A 13010-nucleotide genomic window follows, 5' to 3' on the forward strand; every position below is an offset into this window, starting at 1 on the left:
ATGTTCGGCCTGATCAAAACATGGAAAGCCCTGAGTGCCCGCGGCATCATGGGCATCAACCGACGCAACGCGGACTACGTGCTGAAGTACAATAAACGGCACCTGTACCCGATCGTCGACGACAAGATCATCACCAAGCAGCGAGCCATCGAGGCGGGGATCCACGTACCCGAAATGTACGGGATCATTTCCACCGAGAAGGAAATCGACAAGCTCGACGAGATCATCGGCGAGCGTAACGACTTCGTGATCAAGCCGGCGCAAGGCGCCGGCGGGGACGGCATTCTCGTGATTGCCGACCGATTCGAAGGCCGCTACAAGACCGTATCCGGGAAGATCATCAGCCACGAGGAGATCGAGCACCAGATCTCCAGCATCCTGACCGGGCTCTACTCGCTCGGCGGGCACCGCGACCGTGCACTGATCGAGTACCGCGTAACCCCTGACCAGATCTTCAAGAGCATCAGCTACGAGGGAGTACCGGACATCCGCATCATTGTGCTGATGGGCTACCCGGTCATGGCCATGCTGCGCCTGCCGACCCGCCAGTCCAACGGCAAGGCCAACCTGCACCAGGGCGCCATCGGCGTCGGCGTCGACCTGGCAACCGGCGTCACTCTGCGTGGCACCTGGCTGAACAACAAGATCGCCAAGCACCCGGACACCACAAACGCGGTGGATGGCGTGCAATTGCCGAACTGGGATGGCTTCATGAAGCTCGCGGCCGGCTGCTACGAGCTGTGCGGTCTTGGATACATTGGTGTCGATATGGTGCTGGACCAGGAAAAGGGCCCACTGATCCTTGAGCTCAACGCCCGTCCCGGCCTGAATATCCAGATAGCCAACGACTGCGGCCTGACCCATCGCGCCCACGCCATCGAGGCTCGCATCGAAGAGCTGAAGGCCAAGGGTATCCAGGAAACCCCGGAAGAGCGTGTCCGGGTTTCCCAGGGACTGTTCGGCCACGTTCACCCGGCTGAGATCTGATCGCCTGCTCCTTGAAAATGCCCGGCCAAGTGCCGGGCTTTTCTTTGCCGGGCAGACTACTGGCGTGCGGAACCCCTGCAGGGCCCACATTTCCTTAAGCTATCCGCCTCCCGGTTTCGTAGGGGGATCACCCTTCACCGAGCCACCATCGGCACCACGCCTGGCTACACAGGTGGATGTGAAAAGCAACATCCACCCTACACCCCATAAACCACACTCCTCCCCGGCAGCCCACGCACTCCCCAAACCAATAAAAAAGGGCCTTTCGGCCCCTTCTTAATGCATCACATCCCTCAATCGTTACTCGGCTTGCCCACGGCCTGCAGCACATACTGCGGGAGGGCGAAGGCACCTAGGTGGATTTCCGGGTTGTAGTAACGGGTCACGATACCGCTACCAGCAAAACGCTGACGCAAGGTCTCCAGCGGTAGCTTGCGTAGTTCCGGGTCGGTAGCGCCCCAGGCAAAAGTCATGGCACCGCCGATGTATGTCGGCACAGCCGCCTGATAGAAGTGCCAATCCGCGAATAGGTCGTTCATCCGACCGGCGGTAGTCTGCACTTCGGCAAGCTGCATGAACGGCGTGCCGTTTTGCGTGACCAGGATGCCGCCATCATTCAGGCAACGGCGGCAGGCCTGGTAGAAGTTCTCGGAGAACAGCACTTCGCCCGGACCGATCGGATCGGTGGAGTCGGAAATGATGACGTCGAACTTCTCCTCGGTCGTGGCGACGAAGCGCATGCCGTCATCGATCACCAGGTTCAGGCGCGGATCGTCATATGCACCCTTGGAGTGGTTGGGCAGGAACTCCTTGCACATATCGACCACAGTGCCGTCGATCTCGACCATGGTGATGCTCTCGACATCACGGTGCTTGCTCACTTCGCGCAGCATGCCCCCGTCACCGCCACCGATGATCAGCACGCGGCGCGCTGCGCCATGGGCCAGGATCGGCACATGGGTGAGCATCTCGTGGTAAATGAACTCGTCGGCTTCGGTGGTCTGGATCACGCCATCCAGCGCCATGACGCGGCCCATGCGCGCGTTCTCGAAGATCACCAGATGTTGATGCTCGGTGCGCACCTCATGCAGCAGGCGATCCATGCGAAAACGCTGGCCGTAACCGTCATAGAGGGTTTCCTGATAATCGCTCATGGGTCATCTCTCCTGGTAGCTGCATTGACGGACGGCGCCTTGGTGAGGCGCCCGCCCCCATGAAAGGCGCGCATTCTACGATGGCTTCGATGTCAGGTCGAACCGCACGCCGGGTAGAAATTGAAAGTCAGTTTTGCAGAGACAGTTCAGACACCTACAGCTATCGTCGCACCACAACCAAGCGGAGACGCCTCTTTCGCAACCGCTGACCGACTGGATCGAGCCGATGCGCCTTGACTATTTCGAGCCCTGGAACTGGCAGCAGTTCCAACGTCATTTTGCCCTGCGCCGACTACCGGGCGTCGAGCACCTGACGGCAGACAGCTACAGCCGTAGCTTTCGCCTGGATGGATGCACCGGCTGGTTTCGGCTGACGGCCGCATCCAGCTCCCTTACCCTGGATGTCAGCCCTTCTGCCAAAGACCTGGAATCACAACTCGCAGCGCGAGTGCGACGCATGTTCGACCTGGACAGCGACCCAGCCGCCATCGCCCACCATCTGGCGCAGGACCCACTCCTGCACACTCTGCTGCGACGTTATCCCGGACTGCGACTGCCGGTCGCATTCGACCCCTTCGAGCAAGCGGTGCGCACCATCATCGGCCAACAAGTGACCGTGAAGGCCGCCGTGACCATTGCCGGACGTCTGGTGGAGCGCCTTGGCGAGTTGCTGAGCGACGCTCCTGTGGACGGTCCACTCAGGCTTTTCCCAACCCCACAGGCCATTGCTGACGATCCTCTGCCCGGTATCGGCATGCCTGGCAAACGTGTCGACACCTTGCGCCGGCTGGCCAGCGCAGTAGCTGACGGCACGCTTGAACTGACTACCGCTGACGGTATCGAAACACTGATCGACAGGCTCTGCGCATTACCCGGCATCGGCCGCTGGACCGCCGAGTATATTGCCTTGCGCGCCTTTGGGGAGCCCGACGCCTTCCCAACCGCTGACTTGGGCCTCCTGAAGTCTCCCTTGTGGGGCGCCGAGGGAATCAGTGCACGTGAGCTGCAGAAGCGCGCGGAACTCTGGCGTCCCTGGCGCGCCTATGCTGCCGTCTATCTCTGGCAAAGTTACGCCGACGAGGACTGAACCATGCTCTACCGCTATTACGACAGCCCCCTGGGCCCGCTGCTGCTGGCCGGGGACGACGTCGGCCTTCGCCTGCTGCACATGGACGCCGCTCAACCCTGGCAACTGGATGCCGGCTGGCACGCAGGGACGAATGAATTCGACGAAGTCTGTCGCCAACTGGACCACTACTTCAGTGGCCGGCTGCGCCGCTTCGATCTTCGCCTGGCACCTCGCGGCACCAGCTTCCAGCAACGGGTCTGGCAAGCCTTGCAGTCGATCCCTTATGGCACCACCACCAGCTACGGCGAACTGGCCCAACGCATTGGCAATCCCAAGTCCGTGCGGGCCGTCGGCACCGCCAACGGCGCCAACCCTATAGCCATCATCATTCCCTGCCATCGGGTGATCGGCCGTGACGGCAGCCTGACCGGCTACGCCGGTGGCCTGGCGCGCAAGGCACTGCTGCTGAAACTCGAAGGGGTGAACCTGCTGCCCGAGCAAGACCAACTGATGCTGGTCTGATGGCATTCACGGCTGGCGAATACGTGCCAGCACCTTGGCCGGTTCCGACAGCGGCAAGGCGATGATCACCCCTTCCCCGTTTCGGGGTGAAACGCCCGTGAGGGCCTGGATGTTCACCTGATGGCTGACCATGATCACTGGCCGGTCGGCCGGTAACTGCTGGATCGCCTTGCGCATCTCGGCGGTCTGGGCGGCCTGACTGGAGGGGTCGCTGAAGAAGGAATCCAGCGCCGGAAGGGTCTCAACCGCGCCGAATCCCATCTCCAGAGCGGTGTCCTGGGCGCGACACCAACTGCTGGCATAGAGACGGGGCTGCTCGACCTTGCGCTTGCGCAGTAACTGCCCCCACCTCCGCGCCTCACGGCGCCCACGGTCATTGAGATTGCGTTGGGTGCTGCAGTCCCCTAGTCGAAAACCCTCCGGGTCACCCGTTCCGGGGGCCGTGGTATGACGCATCAACAGCAGTGCCTGGCCTTCCCGCAAGGCCGCCCACGCTGCTTTCTGGTCAGCCTGGACAGGCAAAACCAGCACCCCCAACAGCAGGAGCGCAATTACGCGGAGCATGCTGTGACCACATGCTCGAAATGCTGCCTGTAAAACGCCCGACTACGCCGAACTGCAACGACACAAGGGCGAAACCCCATGGCGTAACGCTCCCAAGGAAGACGCTGTACCAACAGGATAGATCGCACCAGGCGAGCCTTCCTGGCGACCCATCAGATAAGGTCGCCCACGAAAGACGCGTGTGCCCGGTGCCTTTCGCGTAGGCCGCGAATTTACAAGCGCGACAGATCGATGACCGCGAAGCTCGCCACCGTTTCATGACCGGGCAACTCGCCGCCATCGCGCGCCAGCCCGATAGTCTGCATGCCCGCCGCCTGGGCCGCATCCAGCTCCTCCACGACATCGGAGAGGAACAGGATCGCGTCAGCCGGCACTGAAATCACCTTAGCGATGCGCTCGTAGGAAGCCGCCTCGCGCTTTGGTCCCGATGTGGTATCGAAATAACCGGAAAACAGCGGCGTCATATCACCCGTTTCCGAGCAACCGAAGATCAGCTTCTGCGCTTGGATCGAGCCCGAGGAATAGACATACAGCTCATAGCCTTCCTGCTTCCAGCGACGCAGCGCCTCGACAGCATCGGGGTAGACATGCCCCTTTAGCTGGCCAGTCTTGTAGCCCTGCTCCCAGACCATTCCCTGCAGCGCCTTCAACGGCGTCGCCTTGCGATCCTCGGCGATCCAGCCGAGAAGAATCTCCACGACTCGCTGGATGCTTGCATCGGCCTCCCCGCTTTCGACCCGGACCGCCTCGATCTGCACCGCGACTTCCGGAACAGCAGCATGCTCCACGACGAACGCGGGCAAATGACGAGCGGCGAAGGGAAAGAGTACGTCGAAGACAAAGCTCACCGCGCTGGTGGTGCCTTCGATATCAGTGAGGACGGCCTTGATTGGCATGGGGAACTCCAGGTAAATCGATAATTGCCAAGCGCCGCAAACAGGCGGGTCTGGGCGGGAAACCGCTGCAGCCCAACCTACCGTGGCTCGTGGCTCGTGGCTCAGTCTTCTAGCTGCGGAAAGCGGCCGGCGATGTCGTCGCCGGTGAACTGCGCTACCCAGCCCTCGGGATTGTTGAACAGCCGAATGGCCACGAAGTGCGGGTGCTCGCCCATGTCGAACCAATGGCGCGTACCGGCGGGCACGGAAATCAGGTCGTTCTTCTCGCACAGCACGGCGTAAACATAATCATCGATGTGCAGGGTGAACAGGCCGCGGCCCGCTACGAAGAAGCGCACTTCGTCTTCGCCATGGCGGTGCTCGTCGAGGAACTTGGCCCGCAACTCGGCTTTCTGCGGATGGTCGCTGGTGAGGCTGACCACGTCGACGGTGACGTAACCCTGCTCCTGCATCAGCCGGTCGATCTGCGGGCGGTAGGCAGTGATCACCTCGTCCTGGCTAGCACCCGGCGCAATGGGCGCGGAGGCCTCCCAACGCTCGAAGCGCACCCCCACCGTGGCAAGGGTGGAGGCGATGTCCTCCAGGTGGGTCAAGACCTTGTTTGGCTGGTCCGGACTGGATTCGTGGTAAACGGTCAGGCTGCTCATCTTTGGAACTCCTTGCAGGCGGCCTCCCAGCTCTCGGGCGGGTCGGCACGCCATCAATCGGTCAGGCATCCTTGTGCAAAGGAAGCATCAGCGGTTGGCGATCGAGAGGGTCTTCAGCTCGCACTCGAACAGGAACTCGAAGGCTTCTACCTGGCGCAGGGCGTCGCTCATGCACGGCCCCCAAGTATAGAGGCCGTGCCCGCGGATCAGATATCCCACGCAATCGGGGTGCTGATCGAGCCAGGGCTGTACCTTGCTGGCCAGGCGCGCAATGTCCTGGTCGTTATCGAAAATCGGCACCAGCACTTGAGACTCGTGGGTCGAAATGCCACTGAAAGCCTTCTGCAACTCGTAGTCGGCAAACACCAGCGAATCGGCCAGGGTCAGGCGCGACAGCACGGTGGCGTTTACCGAGTGGGTATGCAGCACCGCGCCGATCTCCGGTTTCCAGCGGTACAGCTGCGTATGCAGCAGGGTTTCCGCCGACGGCTTCTTGCCCGGTTCCAGGCTCTTGCCATCGAAGTCCGTGGCCAGCACGTCATCGAGACCAAGCTGCCCCTTGTGCTTGCCGGATACGGTTAGCAGCGCCTGGCTTTCTGACAGACGCACCGAGTAGTTGCTGCTGGTGGCCGGCGACCACCCACGTCCATAAAGGAAGCGGCCGGCATCGATGATTTCCTGGGCGAGTTGTTGGCGATTCATGCCCGCTCCTCTTGCAAATGGGTGGCAATGATAACGGTTGCAGCCAGCGCCGCCAGACTGGCGATGGCGAAGGTGCAGAACGGCCCGAGCGAGCTCCAGCTGTACCCCGAGTACAGAGCCCCGAGCGCCCCGCCAGTGCCGGCCATCGCCGCATAGAGCGCTTGCCCCTGGCCTTGCTGGCCGGGCCCGAAGCGACGCTGCACGAAATGGATGGCCGCCGCATGAAAGCTGCCGAAGGTAGCGGCATGCAGCAACTGGGCGAACAGCAGCACCAACAGGTGATCGGCGAAAGCGCCCAACAGCAGCCACCGCAGCGCCGCGATGAGGAAGCTGGCCATCAGCACCCGGCGCACAGAGTAGCGGCTGAGTATCCGCGACATCACCAGAAACAGCAGGACCTCGGCCACCACCCCCAACGCCCAGAGTTGGCCAATCAGGCCACGGGAGTAACCGAGGGACTCCAGATAGATGGTCTGGAAGCTGTAGTAGGGGCCGTGGGAAAGCTGCATCAGCCCAACACTGAGGTAGAACGCTAGCATGACCGGATTGAGCAACTGGCGAAAGAATCCTTCATCACTGCTCATGTCGTCGCGGGCCAAAGGCAAAGCGTTTGGTACCCACAGGCTGGCCAGGACGATGCCGCCCATGATCAGCACCAGCGCCCAGGGATACAGGTCCAGGCTGTAAAGCTCGAACAACTGGCCCAGCGCGATCACGGCGAGGATGAAGCCTATCGAGCCCCAGAGACGAATCTGGCTATAGCGCGCTGCCTGGTCGCCCAGGTGCGCCAGGGTGATGACCTCGAACTGCGGCAGCACCGCGTGCCAGAAAAACGCATGCAAGGCCATGATCAATGCTAGCCAGGCATAGCTCTGGTCAACGAAGATCAGGGCAAAGGTCGCCAATGTGCAGACAGCCCCCAACCGGACGATCTGCAGGCGCCGGCCACTTCGATCCCCGAGCCACCCCCAAATGTTCGGCGCCACGCAGCGCATGAGCATGGGGATGGCCAGCAACTCGCCGATTCGCGCGCTGGAAAACCCCAGGTGTGCAAAGTACAAACCAAGAAAGGGCGCTGTGGCGCCCAACAGGGAGAAGTAGAACAGGTAAAAGCCGGACAGCCGCCAATAGGGTAACGCAGCGGTCATGCGGTGCCCTGGGACGAGCGCAGCAGTAGCCTGGAGGCTGATTGTCGAGTATCGCTGGACTCAGCGGAGCGCCGCCCACCCCAGCCCATGGTTCTCACAGCTGGCCCAGCACCGGCGTGGTGACGCTGACCCCTGCGTTCTGCGCGCGGTGACGTAGCAGGTGGTCCATCAGAACGATGGCCATCATGGCTTCCGCGATCGGCGTCGCACGGATGCCCACGCAGGGATCGTGGCGGCCCTTGGTGACCACCTCCACCGGATTGCCGTGAACATCGATGGAGCGGCCGGGTGTAGTGATGCTGGAAGTCGGCTTCAACGCAAGGTTGGCGATGATCGGCTGGCCGGACGAGATGCCGCCGAGGATGCCGCCGGCATTGTTCGACAGGAAGCCTTCCGGGGTCAGCTCATCGCGATGCTCGGTGCCGCGCTGCGCAATACTGGCGAAACCGGCGCCGATCTCGACGCCCTTGACCGCGTTGATACTCATCAGCGCATGGGCCAGCTCAGCATCCAGACGATCGAAGATCGGCTCGCCCAGGCCCGGGGGTACGCCGTCGGCAACCACCGTGATCTTCGCACCTACCGAATCCTGGTCGCGGCGCAGCTGGTCCATGTAGGTTTCCAGCTCCGGCACTTTGTCCGGATCGGGGCAGAAGAACGGGTTCTGCTCCACGGAGTCCCAGGTCTTGAAAGGGATTTCGACCGGGCCGAGTTGGCTCATGTAGCCACGCACCTGGATGCCCTGGGTCGCCAGGAACTTCTTGGCGATGGCACCAGCTGCCACGCGCATCGCGGTCTCCCGCGCCGACGAGCGACCGCCGCCACGGTAGTCGCGGATACCATACTTGTGGTGGTAGGTGTAGTCAGCGTGGGCCGGGCGGAACAGATCCTTGATCGCCGAGTAGTCCTTGGACTTCTGGTCGGTATTGCGGATCAGCAGGCCGATGGAGCAACCGGTGGTACGTCCCTCGAACACCCCGGAAAGGATCTCCACTTCATCGGCTTCCTGGCGCTGAGTGGTGTGGCGACTGGTGCCTGGCTTGCGGCGATCCAGGTCACGTTGCAGATCTTCCTGTGACAGCTCGAGCCCCGGCGGGCAGCCGTCAACGATGGCGACCAGCGCCGGACCATGGCTTTCGCCAGCGGTGGTGACGGTAAATAGCTTGCCGTAGGTGTTGCCGGACATGCACAGTGCTCCGCAGAAATGGGCCTCGATCGAAGGCCGAGCAGTATACCTGCGGCGTTCGGCCAGTTCACCCTCGAACCTTGGCCCGGCAATCGCGTCCAACGAACACTCCAGCCACCACCTCAGCCCATGCTACGCATTCTCCTGCTTCTCTTGCCCCTGCTCGCCGGCCAAGCGCTGGCGGCACCCGATAGTTTTCTGCAACGCCCCATCGAGCTGGATACCCACAGTGGGACGCTGTACGGCTCGCTGCTGGTCCCCAGGCGCGACAAGGCAGTGCCCGTCGCACTGATCATCGCCGGTTCCGGCCCCACGGACCGCGACGGCAACAACCCTATTGGCGGACGCAATGACAGCCTGAAGAAGCTGGCCCGCCTGCTCGCGAACCAGGGCATTGCCAGTGTTCGCTATGACAAGCGCGGCGTTGCCGCCAGCCAGGCAGCAGGCGCGGACGAGCGGACCCTGAGCATCGAACGCTACACCGCCGATGTCGCAGCCTGGGGCCAGAAACTGAAGCAGGACCCGCGCTTCTCCCGCCTGATCCTCATCGGCCACAGCGAGGGAGCCCTGCTCGCCAGCTTGGCGGCAGACGCCGCGGGTGCCAATGCGCTAGTCAGCCTCGCAGGCAGCGCACGCCCCATCGACCAATTGCTTTACGCCCAGTTGCGCGTCAGGCTCCCGCCACCACTGCTGGCCCAGAGCGAGCGCCTGCTGGCCAGCCTCCGCAATGGCCAGACAGTCGCAGACGTGCCGCCGCAACTGGAGCTACTGTTCCGCCCCAGCGTGCAGCCTTACCTGATTTCCCTGTTCCGTCAGGACCCGGCTGACGCCTTTGCGCGCCTGCGGATACCCGCACTGATCATCCAGGGCAGCCATGACATCCAGGTCAGCGTCGCCGACGCAGAGCGCCTCAAGGCCGTCAAGCCGGATGCTCGCCTGATCATCATCGACGGCATGAACCACATGCTGCGCATCGTTCCAATGGATATGGCCCAGCAACTGGCGTCCTACCGTGAGCCACGCCTCCCCCTGGCGCAGCAGCTCGGAAAAAGCATCGTCAGCTTCATCGAGACGGAATCGACCTCCAGTAATGCAGGAAACGGTCGATAACCTGCTTGCCAGAGTTCCTATAGACAACGGATCGTGCGCTCGACAGGAAATCCTCATGACTGACAGCCCACCCGAAAAGCCGAATGCTGAGCAAGTCCCGCTTCATCCGTGGTCAGGGCTGGCCCCCGAGCACTTCGACCTGCTCCGCCTGTCCCCCCTGCCGGTGGATCGCCACACCGGGGCGCGGCCGTTGCGTTTCGTCGAGCTGGGGCGGATCGAGCGCCACTCACCTGAGCTGAGCATGCTACGCCTGGTCGTCAACCTGCCGGACCAGCACCTGCGCAAAGCACGGAACATGCTCGAGGTCTGGGTCGATCACCGGAGCAAGGAAGTTCGTTTCGGCCCTGACAGCGGTCTGCAAGTCGAGCCCGCGAACCGTGGACTCGGTCGATTCCTCCTGGCACAAGGCATTGCCTGGGTACGGCAGAAATGGACGCACTATCGGGTGGAGGGCGGCGCTCTACCCGCGAAGGATGCGCTGAACGACGAAATGCGCCTGCGTCGCGACCATGCGCTCAAGGCGCAGGGTTTCACCGTCACTTACCTCGACAGCCTGCAGATGAAGGCGACCTATGGCGCCGGCCGGGTCAGTGAGTTACATGCAGACTGGCACGATCAGAAGGTCCAGTTCATCGGCCTGGCAGAAGCGGCCATGATGCTCCAGCAGGCCGAGCAGAACCTGCAGCACCAGGCTCTGGAGCTTCGCAAGCTGGAAGAGCGGGTCGATATCTACAAGCGTGATGATAGCGGACTACGCTTCACCATCGCCTGCCTGGTGGCCTTCGCGGTATTCCAGGCAGGCCTGCTGATCTGGATCGCGACCCGCTGATGCCCGGCGTCAGCCATTCACGCGCAAGCGGAACAACGCCTGGTGCTCGCGGCACTGCTTGGCACTGAGCAGAAACACGCCGTGGCCACCGTGCTCGAAATCTAGCCAGAGGAAATCCACCTCCGGGTAGAGCTCCTCGACGTGGACCTGGCTGTTGCCCACCTCGACAATCAGCAAGCCCTTTTCCGTCAGATGGTCTGCCGCTTCAGCGAGCATACGCCGCACCAAGTCCAGACCATCGTTGCCACAGGCCAGGCCCAGCTCAGGTTCGTGCTGGTATTCCGCTGGCATATCAGCGAAGTCCTCAGCGTCCACATAGGGCGGGTTCGAAACGATCAAGTCGAAGCGCTGCCCCGGAAGCCCTTCGAAGCCATCACCCTGAACCGTAAATACACGCTCCTCGAGGCCGTGCCGCTCGATGTTCAGGTTGGCCACCTCGAGCGCCTCGAACGACAGGTCGGCGAGGACGACCTCCGCGTCCGGGAAGGCATGGGCGCAGGCAATGCCGATGCAGCCCGAGCCGGTGCAGAGATCGAGGATTCGCGCAGGCTCCTGCGGCAGCCAGGGCGAGAACTGCTGCTGGATAAGCTCAGCGATCGGTGACCGTGGCACCAACACCCGCTCATCCACCACGAACGGCATGCCGCAGAACCACGCCTCCCCGAGCAGGTACGCTACGGGCACACGCTCTTCGATGCGGCGGCGCAGCAGTTCACGCAGGAGAGCGCTTTCATCCTCTTCCAGACGGCAGTCGAGGTAGCTGTCGGCAATTTCATACGGCAGGTGCAAGGCGCCCAGCACCAATTGACGAGCCTCATCCCAGGCATTGTCGGTGCCATGACCGAAGAACAGGCTTTCAGCATGGAAACGGCTCACAGCCCAGCGGATGTGATCACGCAGGGTGCGCAGGCGGGATTCGGACACGTCGGACGACCTCTGGAAACGGGCCAGCGATTCTAGCACTCCTGCCGCATGGCATCAGCCTCGGGCGGCCGACGAACGGAAGCCCCGCCACGGCCCTGCACACCACGGAAACCGGCTCGCCCGGTGGCACGGCAAGCAACTGGACCTTGGTCCATGGTTCACTTATTGCTCCGCACGGCGGACAATGGTGCCAATGTCGTACCCGGAGATTCGCATGTCCGCCCCGAAATCCATGTTCCAGTTGAGTGGCCGCGGTTACCCGCCGGCCAGTCTCAACAACGCCACACTTGTGATCATCGATGCTCAGGAAGAGTACCGCAGCGGCGTCCTTGCCCTGCCAGGCCTGGACGCTGCCCTCGCCGAGATTGCGAGTCTGCTCGCCGCTGCCCGCGCCATGGGTAGCACCATCGTTCACGTCAAGCACCTCGGCGTTCCCGGCGGCCTGCTCGACCCTCAGGGTATCCGCGGCCAGCATCTGCCGGAAGCTGCCCCCCTGCCGGGCGAAATCGTTGTGGAGAAGCGCCTGCCGAATGCATTCGCCGGTACAGAACTCCACGACCGCCTTCAGCAGATCGGCCATCTCGACCTGATCGTCTGCGGCTTCATGACTCATTCCAGCATCAGCACCACCGTTCGTGCCGCCAAGGACTATGGTTATCGCTGCACGCTGGTGAGTGCTGCTTGCGCGACTCGCGACCTACCGACTCTCGACGGCGGCGTCATCAGCGCGGATGAAATGCATCGCGTCGAGGTCATCGCCCTCGCCGACAATTTCGCTAGCGTGGTGCCGCAGGCCAAGGCGCTGATCTGACCGACGCGTCGACACATCCCGCGACATCCGCCCCGAGGTTGACCGGAACCACGCCCGCCAGCGCCGGTCATACCCCCGATAAAGCAAGAGGACGTCCGGATGAAGTTATCCGATGGATTTGATGCCCGCCGCCTGCGCCCACGAGGCCCGGGTAGCTGGCGCTGGCGTTTCGCAGCAGCGCTGTCGGCCCTGTTTGCCGGCTTCGGCATACTTCTGGCCATGGCCGGCACTGCTACGCTGCTCGGCCGCCCCCCAGCGCTCGGACCACTCAACGAAAGCACCGGCGCGGCCATCGTGCTGCTGGTCGTGGGCCTGCTTTTCCTGTGGCTGGGCGTAATCGCCTGGCGAGTCTGCAGGCGCCGATCCCGTCGCCGGAGTGACCTGAGCCTATCGCCGCAGCTGATGAAGAAACGCGACTGACCGCAGCACCAGGCATTGGGTAAACTAGCCGCCCTTCGCGG

At 62.6% G+C, this 13010-nt stretch carries 15 protein-coding genes; 7 read left to right on the forward strand and 8 right to left on the reverse strand.

Annotated elements, in window-relative coordinates:
- Positions 1-987: an alpha-L-glutamate ligase-like protein gene (locus J7302_RS19535; RefSeq protein ID WP_215378507.1), complete on the forward strand. Its 987-nt coding sequence runs from the start codon at positions 1-3 to the stop codon at positions 985-987.
- A 293-nt stretch (positions 988-1280) separates the two neighbouring features.
- Here the strand turns inward: J7302_RS19535 and speE are convergent, their stop codons facing one another.
- A complete protein-coding gene (gene speE, locus J7302_RS19540) occupies positions 1281-2141 on the reverse strand; it encodes a polyamine aminopropyltransferase (RefSeq protein ID WP_215378509.1) in 861 nt (286 codons plus the stop codon).
- A 226-nt stretch (positions 2142-2367) separates the two neighbouring features.
- Between speE and J7302_RS19545 the strand changes: the two genes are divergently transcribed.
- Positions 2368-3228 carry a DNA-3-methyladenine glycosylase family protein gene (locus J7302_RS19545; protein ID WP_215378511.1) on the forward strand — a complete coding sequence of 287 codons (861 nt, stop codon included), beginning with the start codon at positions 2368-2370 and terminating at the stop codon, positions 3226-3228.
- A gap of 3 nt (positions 3229-3231) precedes the next feature.
- Positions 3232-3732 (forward strand): methylated-DNA--[protein]-cysteine S-methyltransferase, encoded by a 501-nt coding sequence (locus J7302_RS19550; RefSeq protein ID WP_215378513.1) that lies wholly within the window; start codon positions 3232-3234, stop codon positions 3730-3732.
- 6 nt (positions 3733-3738) lie between these two features.
- Here J7302_RS19550 and J7302_RS19555 read toward each other — a convergent pair whose 3' ends face one another.
- The 6 genes from J7302_RS19555 to aroC all read right to left on the reverse strand — a co-directional run bounded on the left by J7302_RS19555 (position 3739) and on the right by aroC (position 8875).
- Complete coding sequence (locus tag J7302_RS19555; protein ID WP_215378515.1) at positions 3739-4296, reverse strand: histidine phosphatase family protein; 558 nt, start codon at positions 4294-4296, stop codon at positions 3739-3741.
- Positions 4297-4508: 212 nt separating this feature from the next.
- Complete coding sequence (gene mtnC, locus J7302_RS19560; protein ID WP_215378518.1) at positions 4509-5192, reverse strand: acireductone synthase; 684 nt, start codon at positions 5190-5192, stop codon at positions 4509-4511.
- A gap of 101 nt (positions 5193-5293) precedes the next feature.
- Complete coding sequence (locus tag J7302_RS19565) at positions 5294-5839, reverse strand: 1,2-dihydroxy-3-keto-5-methylthiopentene dioxygenase (RefSeq protein WP_215378520.1); 546 nt, start codon at positions 5837-5839, stop codon at positions 5294-5296.
- 87 nt (positions 5840-5926) lie between these two features.
- Positions 5927-6541: a methylthioribulose 1-phosphate dehydratase gene (locus J7302_RS19570; RefSeq protein WP_215378523.1), complete on the reverse strand. Its 615-nt coding sequence runs from the start codon at positions 6539-6541 to the stop codon at positions 5927-5929.
- Positions 6538-7689 (reverse strand): MFS transporter, encoded by a 1152-nt coding sequence (locus tag J7302_RS19575; RefSeq protein WP_215378525.1) that lies wholly within the window; start codon positions 7687-7689, stop codon positions 6538-6540. Before J7302_RS19575 ends, J7302_RS19570 begins: the two co-directional genes overlap by 4 nt.
- A gap of 94 nt (positions 7690-7783) precedes the next feature.
- The gene (gene aroC, locus J7302_RS19580; protein WP_215378527.1) at positions 7784-8875 is read right to left on the reverse strand and encodes a chorismate synthase; all 1092 of its coding nucleotides are present in this window, start codon (positions 8873-8875) and stop codon (positions 7784-7786) included.
- 129 nt (positions 8876-9004) lie between these two features.
- On the opposite strand from aroC, the gene J7302_RS19585 reads away from it, so the two are divergent.
- Positions 9005-9985, forward strand: a complete 981-nt coding sequence (locus tag J7302_RS19585) for an alpha/beta hydrolase (RefSeq protein ID WP_215378530.1) — start codon at positions 9005-9007, stop codon at positions 9983-9985.
- A gap of 55 nt (positions 9986-10040) precedes the next feature.
- Positions 10041-10814: a hypothetical protein gene (locus J7302_RS19590; RefSeq protein ID WP_215378532.1), complete on the forward strand. Its 774-nt coding sequence runs from the start codon at positions 10041-10043 to the stop codon at positions 10812-10814.
- A gap of 9 nt (positions 10815-10823) precedes the next feature.
- Here the strand turns inward: J7302_RS19590 and prmB are convergent, their stop codons facing one another.
- Positions 10824-11738 (reverse strand): 50S ribosomal protein L3 N(5)-glutamine methyltransferase, encoded by a 915-nt coding sequence (gene prmB, locus J7302_RS19595; protein ID WP_215378534.1) that lies wholly within the window; start codon positions 11736-11738, stop codon positions 10824-10826.
- 214 nt (positions 11739-11952) lie between these two features.
- Here prmB and J7302_RS19600 point away from each other — a divergent pair, with 214 nt between their 5' ends.
- Together J7302_RS19600 and J7302_RS19605 are read left to right on the forward strand one after the other, a co-directional pair.
- The gene (locus J7302_RS19600) at positions 11953-12549 is read left to right on the forward strand and encodes a cysteine hydrolase family protein (protein ID WP_215378536.1); all 597 of its coding nucleotides are present in this window, start codon (positions 11953-11955) and stop codon (positions 12547-12549) included.
- 99 nt (positions 12550-12648) lie between these two features.
- The gene (locus J7302_RS19605) at positions 12649-12969 is read left to right on the forward strand and encodes a hypothetical protein (RefSeq protein WP_215378538.1); all 321 of its coding nucleotides are present in this window, start codon (positions 12649-12651) and stop codon (positions 12967-12969) included.
- Positions 12970-13010 lie beyond the last annotated feature (41 nt).

The sequence above is a fragment of the Metapseudomonas boanensis genome (assembly GCF_018704125.1).
GTDB lineage: Bacteria > Pseudomonadota > Gammaproteobacteria > Pseudomonadales > Pseudomonadaceae > Metapseudomonas > Metapseudomonas boanensis.